Source organism: Faecalibacterium sp. 3 (assembly GCF_048323735.1).
GTDB classification, from domain to species: Bacteria; Bacillota; Clostridia; order Oscillospirales; family Ruminococcaceae; genus Faecalibacterium; species Faecalibacterium wellingii.
The window spans coordinates 1673662-1687492 of sequence record NZ_JBLWFN010000001.1 but is presented as its reverse complement, the minus strand read 5'-3'; the positions used below and the strand labels follow the sequence as shown (position 1 = coordinate 1687492).

At 58.4% G+C, this 13831-nt stretch carries 13 protein-coding genes and 2 tRNA genes; 7 read left to right on the top strand and 8 right to left on the bottom strand.

Annotated features, from left to right (window positions below):
• Positions 1–92: 92 nt before the first annotated feature.
• Positions 93–1112, bottom strand: coding sequence for an alpha-hydroxy-acid oxidizing protein (locus ACNSPV_RS07980; protein WP_348583773.1), 1020 nt, complete (start codon positions 1110–1112; stop codon positions 93–95).
• Between the two features lie 246 nt (positions 1113–1358).
• Here ACNSPV_RS07980 and ACNSPV_RS07975 point away from each other — a divergent pair.
• The 3 genes from ACNSPV_RS07975 (at position 1359) to ACNSPV_RS07965 (ending at position 2658) form a co-directional block, all read left to right on the top strand.
• Positions 1359–1450: transfer RNA gene (locus ACNSPV_RS07975), tRNA-Ser, on the top strand.
• Positions 1451–1577: 127 nt separating this feature from the next.
• A tRNA-Ser gene (locus tag ACNSPV_RS07970) sits at positions 1578–1669 on the top strand.
• Positions 1670–1782: 113 nt separating this feature from the next.
• The gene (locus ACNSPV_RS07965) at positions 1783–2658 is read left to right on the top strand and encodes a hypothetical protein (RefSeq protein WP_348583774.1); all 876 of its coding nucleotides are present in this window, start codon (positions 1783–1785) and stop codon (positions 2656–2658) included.
• A gap of 121 nt (positions 2659–2779) precedes the next feature.
• Here the strand turns inward: ACNSPV_RS07965 and ACNSPV_RS07960 are convergent, their stop codons facing one another.
• Positions 2780–3589, bottom strand: a complete 810-nt coding sequence (locus tag ACNSPV_RS07960; protein ID WP_348583776.1) for an RICIN domain-containing protein — start codon at positions 3587–3589, stop codon at positions 2780–2782.
• Between the two features lie 365 nt (positions 3590–3954).
• Here ACNSPV_RS07960 and ACNSPV_RS07955 point away from each other — a divergent pair, with 365 nt between their 5' ends.
• The 4 genes from ACNSPV_RS07955 to ACNSPV_RS07940 all read left to right on the top strand — a co-directional run bounded on the left by ACNSPV_RS07955 (position 3955) and on the right by ACNSPV_RS07940 (position 8799).
• Entirely contained in the window at positions 3955–5337 is a 1383-nt protein-coding gene (locus ACNSPV_RS07955; protein ID WP_348583777.1) for an MATE family efflux transporter, read from the top strand.
• Between the two features lie 147 nt (positions 5338–5484).
• Positions 5485–7104, top strand: a complete 1620-nt coding sequence (locus ACNSPV_RS07950) for a DUF5046 domain-containing protein (RefSeq protein ID WP_348583778.1) — start codon at positions 5485–5487, stop codon at positions 7102–7104.
• 20 nt (positions 7105–7124) lie between these two features.
• Entirely contained in the window at positions 7125–8126 is a 1002-nt protein-coding gene (locus ACNSPV_RS07945; protein ID WP_348583779.1) for a substrate-binding domain-containing protein, read from the top strand.
• Between the two features lie 85 nt (positions 8127–8211).
• Positions 8212–8799, top strand: coding sequence for a transporter (locus ACNSPV_RS07940; protein WP_348583780.1), 588 nt, complete (start codon positions 8212–8214; stop codon positions 8797–8799).
• Positions 8800–8864: 65 nt separating this feature from the next.
• Here the strand turns inward: ACNSPV_RS07940 and plsY are convergent, their stop codons facing one another.
• From plsY to ACNSPV_RS07910, 6 genes are all read right to left on the bottom strand, one after another.
• Entirely contained in the window at positions 8865–9527 is a 663-nt protein-coding gene (gene plsY / locus ACNSPV_RS07935) for a glycerol-3-phosphate 1-O-acyltransferase PlsY (RefSeq protein ID WP_348583781.1), read from the bottom strand.
• Between the two features lie 27 nt (positions 9528–9554).
• Positions 9555–10898 (bottom strand): ribosome biogenesis GTPase Der, encoded by a 1344-nt coding sequence (gene der, locus ACNSPV_RS07930; protein ID WP_249238377.1) that lies wholly within the window; start codon positions 10896–10898, stop codon positions 9555–9557.
• Between the two features lie 156 nt (positions 10899–11054).
• A complete protein-coding gene (locus ACNSPV_RS07925) occupies positions 11055–12380 on the bottom strand; it encodes a DUF512 domain-containing protein (RefSeq protein ID WP_418268300.1) in 1326 nt (441 codons plus the stop codon).
• Between the two features lie 149 nt (positions 12381–12529).
• Entirely contained in the window at positions 12530–12709 is a 180-nt protein-coding gene (rpmF, locus tag ACNSPV_RS07920; protein WP_005920250.1) for a 50S ribosomal protein L32, read from the bottom strand.
• 26 nt (positions 12710–12735) lie between these two features.
• Positions 12736–13236: a YceD family protein gene (locus ACNSPV_RS07915; RefSeq protein ID WP_348583785.1), complete on the bottom strand. Its 501-nt coding sequence runs from the start codon at positions 13234–13236 to the stop codon at positions 12736–12738.
• A gap of 144 nt (positions 13237–13380) precedes the next feature.
• Positions 13381–13785: an ATP-binding protein gene (locus ACNSPV_RS07910; RefSeq protein ID WP_249238374.1), complete on the bottom strand. Its 405-nt coding sequence runs from the start codon at positions 13783–13785 to the stop codon at positions 13381–13383.
• Positions 13786–13831: the final 46 nt, after the last annotated feature.

Genomic DNA, 13831 nt, shown 5'->3' with positions numbered 1-13831 from the left:
AATCGGCAAAGCCCGCAGGCTTTGCCGATTTACAAGTACAAAAATTTTTCCGCTGATATGCTCAGAGCAAAGAGCATTTTAAATGGTTCTACTCAAACCCGCACCATATCCGGTGTGATCTCCGCCAGAGAATGTGCACCGCACATCTGCATGGTGTCAGCCAGCTCACCGGCCAGCTTGTCGATGTAGCACTTCACGCCCTCTTCGCCGCCGCCATACACAGCCGTGACGAACGGCCGGCAGATCAGCACGCCGTCTGCGCCCAGCGCCAGTGCCTTGAACACATCCACACCGGTGCGGATGCCGCCGTCCACCAGCACCTTCACGCCGGTGCCCTTGAGGGCTGCTGCGATCTCGGGCAGCACCTCGGCCGTGGCAGGGCACTGGTCCAGCACACGGCCGCCGTGGTTGGATACCACGATGGCAGCAGCACCGGCTTCCTTTGCCTTTTGTGCGCCTTTGACCGTCATAACGCCCTTGACGATAAAGGGCCGCTCGGCCAGCTTGACGATCTCGGCAAGCTCTTCCACGCTCTTGCTGCCTGCCGGAGGAGTCATGTTCTTCAGGAAGGGCAGACCGGCGGCGTCCACATCCATGGCCACGGCAAAGCAGCCGCTGGCCTTGGCCTGCGCCATCTTTTCCTTGATGGTGTCGATGTTCCAGGGCTTGATGGTGGGCACACCGCAGCCGCCTGCCGCGCCGATGGCCTTGGTGGCCATTTCCATCACGGTGGGGTTGGTGCCGTCACCGGTAAAGGCCGCGATGCCATTTTCTGCACAGGCGCGCACCAGAACATCGTTATAGGTCATATCGGTGTAGGCTTCGGAGTAGTGCAGGTTCACCGCACCCACCGGGCCTGCAAAGAAGGGGTACTTGAAGCCTTTGCCAAACAGCTCCACGTGGGTGTCCGGCGTGCCGCCCTCACACAGGGTGTCCATGTTCACACGGATCTCGGCCCATTTATTATAATTGCGGATGGCGGTATCGCCCACGCCCTTGGCACCGGGGCCCGGGATCTGGTTTTTGCAGGCCACGCCGTTGCACACCGGGCAGGCCTTGCAGTATTTGCCAATGCACTCACGGGCATTGGCCAGCACTTCAGGATAAGTCATAAGAAAGCATCCTCCTTTTTTATTCCACTCTGCGGCCGCAAAGATTTCCCGCCGCAGTACTCTCCTGCTTCATCATAGTCCGGTTCAACCGCTTCGTCAAGGGCTTTTGCCGCATCCCTGAATTTTTTGCCGTTTTTTGCCTGCACAGAGATGTCGTTTTGAAAAAAACATTTTTTTCAAAAAATCCTTGACAAAAGCGGTTCTTTCAGGTATTATAGTGTGGCGCTGCGGCGCACAACCGAATATGGAAAGATGGCTGAGTTGGTCTAAGGCGCACGACTGGAAATCGTGTAACGTGTCAAAAGCGTTCTGGGGTTCGAATCCCCATCTTTCCGCCAGAAATCCGGAACCTTTGGGTCCCGGATTTTTTGTTTTATCTTCTCATTTTTCATTTTAAAAAAAGTGCTTGACAAATGCGCACCTTTCAGGTATTATAGTAGAGCGCTGTGACGCACAACTGAATATGGAAAGATGGCTGAGTTGGTCTAAGGCGCACGACTGGAAATCGTGTAACGTGTCAAAAGCGTTCTGGGGTTCGAATCCCCATCTTTCCGCCAGAAGTCCGGAACCTTTGGGTTCCGGACTTTTTGTTTTATCCGGCTTCGCTTGACTTTTGCCTGCCGTTCCGCTATGCTGAATAAAATATCTTCTCACCAAAGGAGGATTTCTTATGGCATCTTCCCGCAAAAAAAAGCGCGGTGTCGGCCGCGTGGTGCTGATCCTGATCCTGTGCCTTGCCCTGATCGCAGTGATCGCCGTTATGGTCGGCTACAGTCTGGTGGCCCGCCGCGTGAAGGCCCTGCAGGCCGGCGCGGCATTCACCTTTGATTACGAGGCGACATCCACCGCCGATTCCCCCGCCCTGTACACCATCCTGCAAAAAACCGGCTCCACAAAGGGCACAGTCAGCGGCCTGTACGCGCCGGACGCTCTGCAGCTGAGCATCACGGCCCCGGGCGCGGTCATTCCCGCCGACCCACTCACCCGCGTGTACGTCAGCGGCAGCGAGACGTTATACGATGTGGGGCAGCTGTACAAGAACATCCGCTCCTCCATCACCGGCAGCTACCCGCTGGCAAGCTTTCTGATGCCGGACTGGACCCTTGGCAATTATGTCTCGCAGGCCCAGCTGGCCAGCCTTCTGGGCGTTGGCACCGAGGCCACCAGCCTGCAGGACATGACCGAATTTGAATTGCCGCAGAAAAAGCCGCAGCGCGTGCAGCCGGAAGGTGCGCTGGACGGCTACCTTTACTATCAACTGGACACCGGCGACACCAGTGCTTCTGCCCCGGTGCTGGTCATCGGCTTTGAAAAGAGCAAATTCTTTGAGGATTCCCTTCCTGTACACATCCTGCTGACCATCCCGGAGCATCAGGTCCGCATCCAGCTCACCGGCACCGTAAGTGCCCAGACTGTGGTGCTCACCGCGCCCACCTCCCGCATGAAGGATGAGGACATTCAGACTCTGGTGCAGATCCGTGATACCATCCAGAGCGTGCTGCAGTTTGTGCAGAGCACTGCCGACAGCATGCAAAAGGCAGGCTGACCATAGATCAGTACACATAACCCGGAACCTTTTCAGAACCACTTCCGGAATAAAAGCAACAGCGCCCGCCGGGCTTGAACCTCCCGGCGGGCGCTGCTTTTATAGTTTTTGCCGTCCGCGATCAGACGGTCTCTTTTTTCTTGCGGGGTGCGCACTTGCGCTTGGGCTTCTCCGCAGCAGGCTTTTCCTCTGCAGCGGTCTCTGCCTTTGCAGGCCCAGCCTTTTCCGCTGCCTTGGCAGCAGTCTTTTTGGCTGCGGTCCTGCGGGCAGGCTTTTCTGCGGGTGCAGCGTCTGCCTTCACCGTTTCTTCTGCTTCGGCGGTCTTAGGCTCCTCTGCCTTGGCGGCAGCCGCCTTTTTGGTGGTCCGGGGCTTGCGGGCTGCAGGCTTCTTGGCCGGTGCCTTTTCCTCTGCCGGAGCTGCTGCAGCTTCCGCAGCGGGCTCTTCAGCCTTCTTGACGGCACGCTTTGCGCGTTCCTTTACCTCGGCAATGGTCCACAGCTGATCGTCTGCACCGGGCACCTCCTGCCAGATCTGCAGCACCGTGCCCACATCAGCGCCCATGCCGACCGTATCCACGCACTTGCCGCCTGCCCAGGAAGAGCGCAGGCGCACCTTTCCTTCCGGGGTGGGCTGGACCGTCCACATCTGGGAGGTGCCGCCCACATCCTCCCACAGATGCAGCCATGTGCCGTTGGCAGTACCGGTCATGGTCAGGTCCAGCAGCTTGCCGGAAGCACGGTTGCGGATGCGGTAAACGCCGTCTCCCACACGGATGAAGCTCCACTCCTGCTCGGGCTTGTGCTCGTACTTGCCCAGGCGGACGGTGCCGGCTCCCTTGACGCCTTCCACAGCCTGAATGACATTGCCGGTGTGTGCGGCAATGGTATAGAAGTGATCCGCTCCGATCACAGTCTGTGCAACAGTTTTCATGATTTTTCCCTCCTATTGGAATTGCAGCAGCCGGGTCCTGCCTGCAGCCGCCTTTTGTTTACGCGCAGCCCGCATAAAATGCAGGCTTTTTTGTTCTCCTTATGGTAAATGATACCACATATCGTGATTTTCCACAAGCAAATCGACCATCCTTTAGCAAAACAGACAAAAAGAGACACTCTTTCCGCCTGTTTTTCTCCTGCTCGACCGTCTCTATGCGGCTCCTTTTGCGGTGCCGCACCTCTCGACTTTTTGTCGTACATGCGCTATACTATGTGCCAGCATCCCTTGCGCATCCGCCAAAGCTATCCGCCGCTCTGCTGCAGGGGCGTTTTTTTTCACCTTATACAGAGGGAGGCCCTTCCATGGCATCGAACGAGCTCAATATCCAGCAATACAAAAAAATGACCGAGACCCCCATCCCCAAGCTGATCCTGGGGCTTGCCGCTCCCACGATCTTAAGCATGCTGATCACCAGCATCTACAATCTGGCCGACACCTTTTTTGTGGGCCAGATCTCCACCAGCGCTTCCGGCGCGGTAGGCGTCGTTTCCAGCCTGATGGCCATTATTCAGGCTCTGGGCTTTACGCTGGGCCACGGCTCCGGCACCATCATCAGCCGCAGTCTGGGCAGCAGGAACACCAAAGCAGCCACCCGGTTCGCTTCCACCAGCTTTTTCACGGCGCTGGCCGTCGGTGTGGTGCTGGCCCTCATCGGCCTTGCCACGCTGCCCGGCTTCATGCTGCTGCTGGGCAGCACCGAGACCATCCTGCCCCACGCCTGCGCCTATGCGCGGCCCATCCTCATCGCGGCCCCGCTGATGATCTCCAGCCTCGTGATGAACAACATCCTGCGCTACGAGGGCAAGGCCAATTTTGCCATGATCGGCCTTGTGACCGGCGGCGTGCTGAACATCCTGCTGGACCCCGTTTTCATGTTCGCGCTGGGCCTTGGCACCGCCGGTGCAGGCATCGCCACGGCTCTCAGCCAGACGATCAGCTTTTTCATCCTGCTGTCCATGTTCCTGCGGGGCAAAACGGTCAGCCAGTTCCGCCTCCATTCCGTCACCCACGAAGCACGGGAGTTTGGCATGATCCTGATCGGCGGTGCTCCCAGCTTTGGCCGTCAGGGTCTGAACAGCATTGGCGGCATGCTGCTGAACATCGCCGCCCGCAGCTATGGCGATGCCGCCGTGGCCGGTATGAGCATCGTTTCCCGCATCTTCATGTTCATCATTTCGGTCGTCATCGGCGTAGGACAGGGCCTGCAGCCGGTAGCCGCATTCAACTATGGTGCACGCAAGTTCCGCCGGGTGCGGCAGGCGGCCATCTTCACCATGGGTGCCGCCTTCTGTATGCTGGTGGTTCTGGTCGCCCTGTGCTGGGTGGACAGCGATGCCCTCATCCGCCTGTTCCGCGACGACCCGGATGTGACCGCCGTGGCCCTGCCTGCCTTCCGCTTCCAGTGTCTGGCCATTCTGCTGCAGCCGGTGATCGTAGTGGCAAACATGACTTTCCAGAGCGTAGGCAAGGCCGGACGCGCCACCTTTCTGGCCTGCTGCCGTCAGGGCGTGTTCTTTATCCCGCTCATCCTTATCCTGCCCCGCACACTGGGGCTCGTGGGCGTGGAGACCTGCCAGCCCATTGCGGATGTGTTCACCTTTATCGTCTCCCTGCCCTTTCTGCTGGCGTTCCTGAACCAGCTGAGCCGGATGGACGACGCCGAAAAAGCCAGATCGGCTTCCTGAACCGCTGTCATAAAACTGTAACCAGCAGCCGTGTTTTCCTGCAATGGAAAGCACGGCTGTTTCGTATTATAATTGAACTGGGAAATCAAGGAAGTCCCTGCTTTCTTCTCTGTGTACTGTTTCAGGCCTTTCAAAGGAGTGATCTTTATGAAGTGTACCGTTTCCCGCATCGGCTGCGCTGCCGCCTGCATGGCGCTGTGCCTTGCCCTCGGCTGCAGCTGCAGCGTGCTGCCGCCCGCTTCCGGCAAGCCTGCGGCGGCGGCATCCTCTGTACCCACCGACAAAAATGGAAATCTGCTTTACGACAGTTCCCGCCTGGATGACGGCCGGCTGCGGATGCTTTACGGCTACGACAGTTCCGGCAACAGCTGCACGGTGCTCTGCGGCGGAAAAGTCCTGTACCAGTCCCTCCGCAGCGAAAATGTGAGCCTTTTGCAGGATACCGTGACCGGTGAAACAGACTACTGGTTCCGCACCTGGGCCGACCCGGACGCTTATTGCGGACGGCGCAGCGGCCTGTTTGACAAAGACGGCAATGAAGTCATGACCTTTGAGGGGGAGCAGAACGCCTCCATGCAGAACAGTCTGCTGGTGCTGCAGGAAGTCCACGCCGTGAACGGCAGCTACGAAAACGGCTACGACGATTACGGCACCTGTCAGGTGATTGACCTTTCCACCGGCGAACGTCTGCCCGTGCCGGAAGGCGCTTACAGCTGCATCGTCTGCGGGGACTATCTGGTGTTCAACTGCTACGCCCGCCCGGCAGACCTTGCCGAGGACGCATGGGACGATGAACCCGCCCTGCACAGCTGGGTCATTATACAGACGAAGGACGGTACACAGACTTACGGCGCAGATGCCACTACTGCCCTGAGCCTTTCCTATGCGCCGGACGTTCTGAACGACTGGGTAGAGCTGGACACCTGCCATGCCAGCGGCGAACCAACGGACGAAACGCTCTATAACCCCGCCACCGGCGAAAGCTTCACCGGCTTCCGACAGGTATGCGGCAGCGGCACCGCCTGCTTCGAGACCAGCGATGGCCGCTACGAGCTGCGGGATCTCGCCACCGTGGACCGCACCCTCATTGGCACCTTCGACGACCAGCCCAGCAGCTATTTCCCGGGCTATGTGGTCACATGGCGCACGAGCGGCGACTTCGGCTATGATCTGCACGACCTTGTTACCGGTGAGGTGACACCGCTGTACGCTTCCAGCGTCATGAGCGACACCATTGCCCTTTACTATGAGGACGGACGGTTGAAGGTGTTCAACACCGAAACCGGCGATTTGATCACTGATACCACCGTGGAGCCAGTGGAGGGCCAGCAAAGCGTGATGATGGATAACAAGGGTGACGGCTACGTCTGGCTGGAGCTGCGGGATAACGATAACTTTGAGACCACCGCCACCCGCGTGTACGGCCCCGAGGGCCTTGTCTCCGACCTGACCCATCTGCAGGACAAGTATTATGCCCTGAACTATCTCATCACCACACCGGAGGGCAGGCCGCTGTACTGTGGCAACGCCAATGCGCCCAGCAGCAACGGCTCAATGTGTGACGTGCTGGATGAAAACGGCAACATTGTGTTCTATGGCCTTGGCAGCTGCTACAGCTACTACGACAACAGCCTGAACCAGCTGCCAGAACACGTGTTCGTTGCAAAACGCGGCTTTTACTACGGCTGGATGGATACCGACGGCAAATGGCTTTACTGCCGCAGCATTTTCTCTTCCATCAATGCCGACGACGAAATGGGCTACTGACCCAATAGGAGGAACGCCTTATGAAAAATGCTAAAATTTCCCGCCGAAGCTTTCTGCTGGGCCTTGCCGCCTGCTCTGCCGCAGGCATCCTGACCGCCTGCAAGGGGGCTGACACCCCCGCCAGCAGCGCTTCCACCTCGCCGGAAGCCCCCGCTTCTTCCGTGAGCGAGCTTGAACCCATCGGGCTGTTCTCGCCGGAAGAGTTTCCCAAGCTGGACGGCAGCACGGCCTGCATCCCACTGATGGCACAGATGATGGCCGACACCACCGGCATCGATCTGGAAGTAGCCCAGAGCGGCATTTCGGTCAGCACCACGGCCTATGCGTGGGAAAACTTCGGCCTGTATCCGGATGAGGATTACACCGCCCGGATGCTGGTGGTGTACGAAGCACCGGACTACGTGAAAGAAGAGCTGCAGGAGGCCGGTGCCCAGCTGGAACAAAAGCCCATTGGCCGGGACGCACTGGTGTTCATTGTGAATGAGAACAATCCGGTCCAGAGCCTGACCCGGCAGCAGCTGAAAGACATCTACGCCGGTAAGATCACCAACTGGAAGGATGTGGGCGGTGACGACCTTGCCATCGTGCCCTTCCAGCGAGGCGAGGACTCCGGCAGCCAGACTCTGTTCCGCAAGCTGCTCATTCAGGGCGGCGAACTGATGGACCCGCCCACCGAGCTGGCTCCCGCTGCCATGGGTGAGCTGGTGGACAGCATCGCCGCCTACAACAACAGCGCCAACGCCATCGGCTTCTCGGTCTACTACTACATCGACCAGATGTACTCCCAGCCCGGCCTGCGTCTGCTGGCCGTGGACGGTGTCACCCCTTCCAACGACACCATCGCCAGCGAAAGCTACCCGCTGTGCAACGAGTTCTATGCCGTTCTCCATGCGGACGCTGCCGCCGACAGCCCGGAACGTCAGCTCTACGATTGGCTGGATACCGCCGCCGGGCAGGACTGCATCAAAAAATCCGGTTATGTAGCGGTGGCACCCACCACTGCAGCGAACAGTGTCGTCTGATCTTCCAGCAATTGACAGCCTTCTGCATTTCTGTTACAATATTACACATAAATGTTGAAACTTTTTTTGCAAAGGAAGGCTCAATATGGACAATCCCTCCTCCCATGTGGAAAGCCGCTGGCGCACCCAGCTGCGCAACCGCATCATTCAGGCGTCCAGTCTGCTGGAAATTTTGCTCTCCGGCCTTGTGCTCATCGGTCTGCTGCTCAGCGCTGTGCCTCTCATCAAGTGGATGCCCGGCCTGCTGTTTGACGGCAACGAAGTGGAGATCCGCATTTTTCTGGAGCGGAGCCTTGACATCGTGATCGGCATCGAGTTCATCAAGATGCTGGCCAAGCACAGCCCCGGCAGCAGTCTGGAAGTGCTGCTCTACGCCATTGCCCGCCATCTGGTGGTGGGCCATGACTCGGCAGTAGAAAACCTGCTCAGTGTGGGAGCCATCGCACTGATCTTCATTGTACGCAAGTTCTTCTTTGTCCCGGCTTTCGGTGCCCACCTGCCGGACGGCCACCCGGCACCGGATCTTTCGCCCCGCCAGAGCGGCATTCCCGCCGATGAGGTTTTCTCCCGCCTGAAGGAGCGCGTCAGAACGGAGGTCTCCGAGGCCATTCCCGTCGAAGAAGAGACTTTTGACGAGTACGATTTTGAGCAGGCCGACCCGGAGCCGAAATAACATAAGCAAAAATGCCCCGCAGCACTGCCGGAAAACCAGCAGGCTGCGGGGCATTTTATGATGCTTTATTTTTTATTGTGCTTTCCGAAGCGGTACTCTTTACCCTCGCGGATGCGCTGGATATTGGCGCGGTGCATATAGATCACCATACCGGACATAAAACCGGAGCCAATGGCGCACACCAGCATATCACCGGCGGCATAGCCCTGCAGGGAGCCGTAAATGATCGTCAGCACCGGGTAGAGTGCTGCCATGGTCACGCTGCCCAGCGACACCATACCGGTGGGGATCAGGCACACCAGAAAGATGATGGCCAGAAAAGGCAGCAGCACCGGCTGGATGGCCAGAATGGCACCCGCTGCCACCAGTACGCCCTTGCCGCCTTTGAAGCCAAAGTACAGCGGGTACAGATGGCCCAGCACTGCAAAGATAGCGGCCAGATAGACGCCCAGATACGGCGACACACCGGCGTCGGCAGACAGAAGCTGGAACAGCCACCGGCCGATGCATACGGCCAGCACGCCCTTGAGCACATCGCCTGTCGCGGTCATGGCGGCAGCCTTCTTGCCAAAGGTGCGCAGCATGTTGGTCATGCCGGCCGCACCGCTGCCATGATTGCGCACGTCGTCATGATATACGAACTTGCTGACGAGGATACCGGTATCCACACTGCCCAGCAGGTACGCCTGCAGGATGGTGGCTGCGGCAATCAGGATCGTTTTCATCATTAAGACAGATGCCTCCTTTGCGGGCGCTTACACGTCCTTTGCGCCCACTTCGCCGGAGCCGCGCTCGCGCACGACCAGACGGATGGGAGTGTGCTCCAGACCAAAGTTCTCGCGGATCTGGTTGATGATATACCGCTGATAGCTGAAGTGGAACAGCTGTTTCGAGTTCACAAAAGCCACGAACGTCGGCGGGCGGGTGGATGCCTGCGTCAGGTAGAAGATCTTCAGGCGGCGGCCCTTGTCGCTGGGCGGCTGCATCCGGGCAGTTGCACGGGCCAGCATCTCGTTCAGCACACCGGTGGGCACGCGGGCACCGTTCTGGCTGTCCACATCCCGGATGAGCTGCATGAGCTTGTTCACGTTGTAGCCGGTCTGAGCGGAAATGAAGATGATGGGTGCATAGCCCATAAAGCTGAAGCACTCGGCATAGCCGCGGCGCTGCAGCTCCATGGTATTGGTCTCCTTGCCTTCCACGGCATCCCACTTGTTCACAACGATGATGCATGCCTTGCCCTGATCGTGGGCGTAACCGGCCACCTTGCTGTCCTGCTCGGTAAAACCGACGGTGGCATCCACCAGGATCAGCGCCACGCGGCTGCGCTCCACGGCAGCCAGTGCGCGCACCACCATATAGCGCTCCAGTCCATCGGTGATATTGCTGCGCTTGCGCAGACCGGCAGTATCGGTAAAGATGAACTTGCCGTAAGCGTTATCCACCGGGGTATCGATCGCGTCCCGGGTGGTGCCCGCCTCGTTTGCCACGATCATGCGGTTCTCGCCCAGAATGCGGTTGGTCAGGCTGGACTTGCCCACGTTGGGACGGCCGATGATGGCCACCGGGATGCGGTCCTCTTCCACCACGGTCTCACTGAAATCGAGGTGGGCACACACGGCATCCAGCAGGTCGCCGGTGCCGTGGCCGTGCACGGACGAAATGGGCATTACCTCATCAAAGCCGAGGTTGTAGAACTCGTACATCTCCATGGGGGCCTCGCCCACCTTATCGCACTTGTTCACGGCCAGAATGATGGGCTTGTGGCTGCGGCGCAGCATGTGGGCCACATCCTCGTCGGCTGCGGTCAGGCCGTCGCGCACATCCACTACCATAATGATGCAGTCTGCGGTGTCAATGGCGATCTCGGCCTGCTCCCGCATGTGGGCCAGAATGCCCTCGGTGGCCTTGGGCTCGATGCCGCCGGTATCCACCAGCAGAAATTCGTGGCCGTTCCACTCGCAGTTGGCAAAAATGCGGTCGCGGGTAATGCCCGGCGTGTCCTCCACGATGGCAAGGCGCTGGCCGCACAATTTATTGAACAGGGTGGACTTGCCCACGTTGGGGCGGCCCACCACCGCTACGATCGGTTTGCTCATAGGGGTTCCTCCTTTCTTACAACCCTCTCAGGCACGGCTTACGCCGCGCCAGCTCCCCTGAAAGGGGGAGCTTTTATCACTCCTGCCGAAAGATGCATAAAACCTCGCCCTTCGGGAGAGGTGGCATCGCACAGCGATGACGGAGAGGGTTTTCTTTTATGTTCTTCTTCTCCTTGCAATGTGCAGGCCGCTGCGCAGCAGGGCACGGGCTTCCTCGCCGCCGGCTGTAGGCAGCACCTCCACCTTCACGCCAAGGCGCTGGGCCAGCTGGTCGGTGGTGATGTCGTCCAGAAAGGTGTCTTTTTCCTCCCGCAGCATCACGGCGGGTACGCCCAGCGTACCGCTGGTCAGCCTGCCCTCGCACTGGGCAATGATATCGGTCGCCGTCACAAGACCGGCCACCCCCACATTGCCGCCGAAGAATTTGTTCTTGATGGTGTGCACCGTCACCTCCACCATGGGGTACTGTCGGTGCAGCTCGGCCATCATCTGGTGGATGAGCGGCGACGCCATTTCGCCCGTGACCACGTCCATCTTTTTGGTGCCGTAGATGCGGTGGGGCTTTTCCAGTTCCGCCAGAAATTCCGAAGCGTACAGGCGCATCATTCCCACGCCGTTTTCCAGCTGGTCAAAGTCCTCGTAGAACTCCTCCGGCGGGATGGGCCTGCCTGCCTTGAGATACCATTCATCGCTGGGATAGATGATGCGCTTGCCGTGGCGGCGCTTGCACTCATCGCCGAATTCTTCCATGATGTCGATGACCTCGGCACTGGTGGCTGCGTCGTAGGGCGTCTGCCGGAACAGCTTCTCGCGGTAGTCCGTCACGCCGCAGGGCACCGCAGCGATGCTCTGCACCATGGGGGTCAGCTCCAACAGGTCGCTCAGGGTACGGCGCAGCTCGTCGCCGTCGTTGATGCCGCGGCAGAGCACCAGCTGACAGTTAACGGCGATGCCGCCCTCCACCAGACGGGGCAGGTACTTGAGCACCTCGCCGCCGCGCTTGTTGGCCAGCATCCGCACACGGAGCTGCGGGTTCGTGGTGTGCACCGAAATGTTGATGGGCGAGATGTGCATCTTGATGATGCGGTCGATCTCGTGGTCCTGCATGTTCGTCATGGTGATATAGTTGCCGAACAAAAAGGAAAGCCGCTCGTCGTCGTCCTTGAAATAAAGGCTCTCGCGCATTCCGGGAGGCAGCTGGTCGATGAAGCAGAACATGCAGTGGTTGGAGCAGGAGTGCTTCTGGTCGCCCAGATAGGTCTGGAAATCGCAGCCAAAGGGGCCGCGCTCCGTGCGCTGCACATCCCACTCGCGGATGCCGTCTGCCACCCTTGCTTTCAGGTGGAAGCTTTTGCTGTCGGTGTAGAAATCGTAGTCCAGACTGTCGTTCAGCTCGTTCTCATCCACGCTCAGAAGTTCATCGCCTGCAGCAAGGCCCAGCGCTTCCGCTTCGCTGCCGGGGTCCACCCGTGCGATCTTCATTGCCACCGCATCCACCTCCTTTTCCTTTATAAAAGGTCTCTTTTCCGCACAAACGGCCGAGCGTTCGTTCTTTTTACAGAACAAGAAGGGGAAGGCATGCGCCCTCCCCTTCTGTACATAACACCATTATGCCACCAATTACGCGCAAATTAGGCCTTCTTGATGACTTCCTCGCCCTTGTAGTAACCGCAGTTGCCACATGCCTGGTGGGGGAGCTTCAGAGAGCCACAGTTGCTGCACTTGACCAGTGCGGGGGCCTCCAGCTTCCAAACATTGCTGCGACGCTTGTCGCGGCGGGCCTTGGAAAGATGTCTCTTAGGTACTGCCATATTTTTGCACCTCCTTGATGGGTTTATCAGTTCAGCAGTGATTTAAGGATTGCGAGCCTTGTGTCTACGGGAGCTTCGGCCTGCTCTGTCAGCTGACAGGTGCATTCCGCCTTCTTTTTGCCGCACACGGGGCAAAGCCCGGCGCAGTCGGCACTGCAAAGCAGCACCGTGGGGATCTGAAACATAAATTCCTGGCTGAGCCATTCATCCACATCCAGATGGCCTTTTTCGTCCAGCGGAAGATCGAAATCCGGATCATCCAGATCCCGTTCCTTGACTGTCCACTCCGTATCGACCGTCTCTTCCCGAACGACCGGGTCGAGGCAGCGGGCGCACTCTCCGTGCACCGATGCGTTTGCCCGCAGCGTCATCCGGATCTCTTCGCCATCCGTCTCTGCGTCGAACACGGCAGTGACAGGCTCAGGGATCCTTGCCCCGGCATAATCATGAGCAGATAAATCACACTGAAACTCTGCATGATAGGGTTGTCTGCCGGTGGCGATAAACTTTCTCAGGTCAAATTGCATAGTACACCTCTAAAAGGCTGCTTTGTTAGTATAGCGCCAAAGCACCCCTTTGTCAACACCAAAACAGGCAGAAAACCGAAAAAATTTATTTTTTCTTCGGTCTTCTGCCTGTTGCATAGAGTTCAGATTCCGAAATTCAACAGATCACTGGTATTTCTTCACGTTGTGGGGCAGAGCAGCCTCGTCAGCGCTGACCGTCACAGTCACCTTGACGCTGTCGCCTGCAATGGCAGCGATCTCGTCCAGCACGACGCCCAGACGGTTCAGATCGTGATCCAGCACCTTCAGGATGCCGTCGATGTACAGGTCGGTGATATCGTAGTTGCTTGCCATCAGGCCAGCAATGAAGCCGTACAGCATTTCGCCGCCGGAGATCTTGTACTCGTCCAGATCGATCAGACGTGCAGAAGAAGAGATGTCGTAGGTGAGCTTCATGCCCTTTTCAACGACGACCACGTTGCCCTTGGAGGTCTTGACCGCATCATTGATCTGGTCGATCATAGCCTTGGTCTTGCCGGAGCCCTTGGTACCAACAATCAGTTTAATCATAGTTCAGTCCTCCTGTATTTTCCACGCCTTGCGGCGGGAGATCATT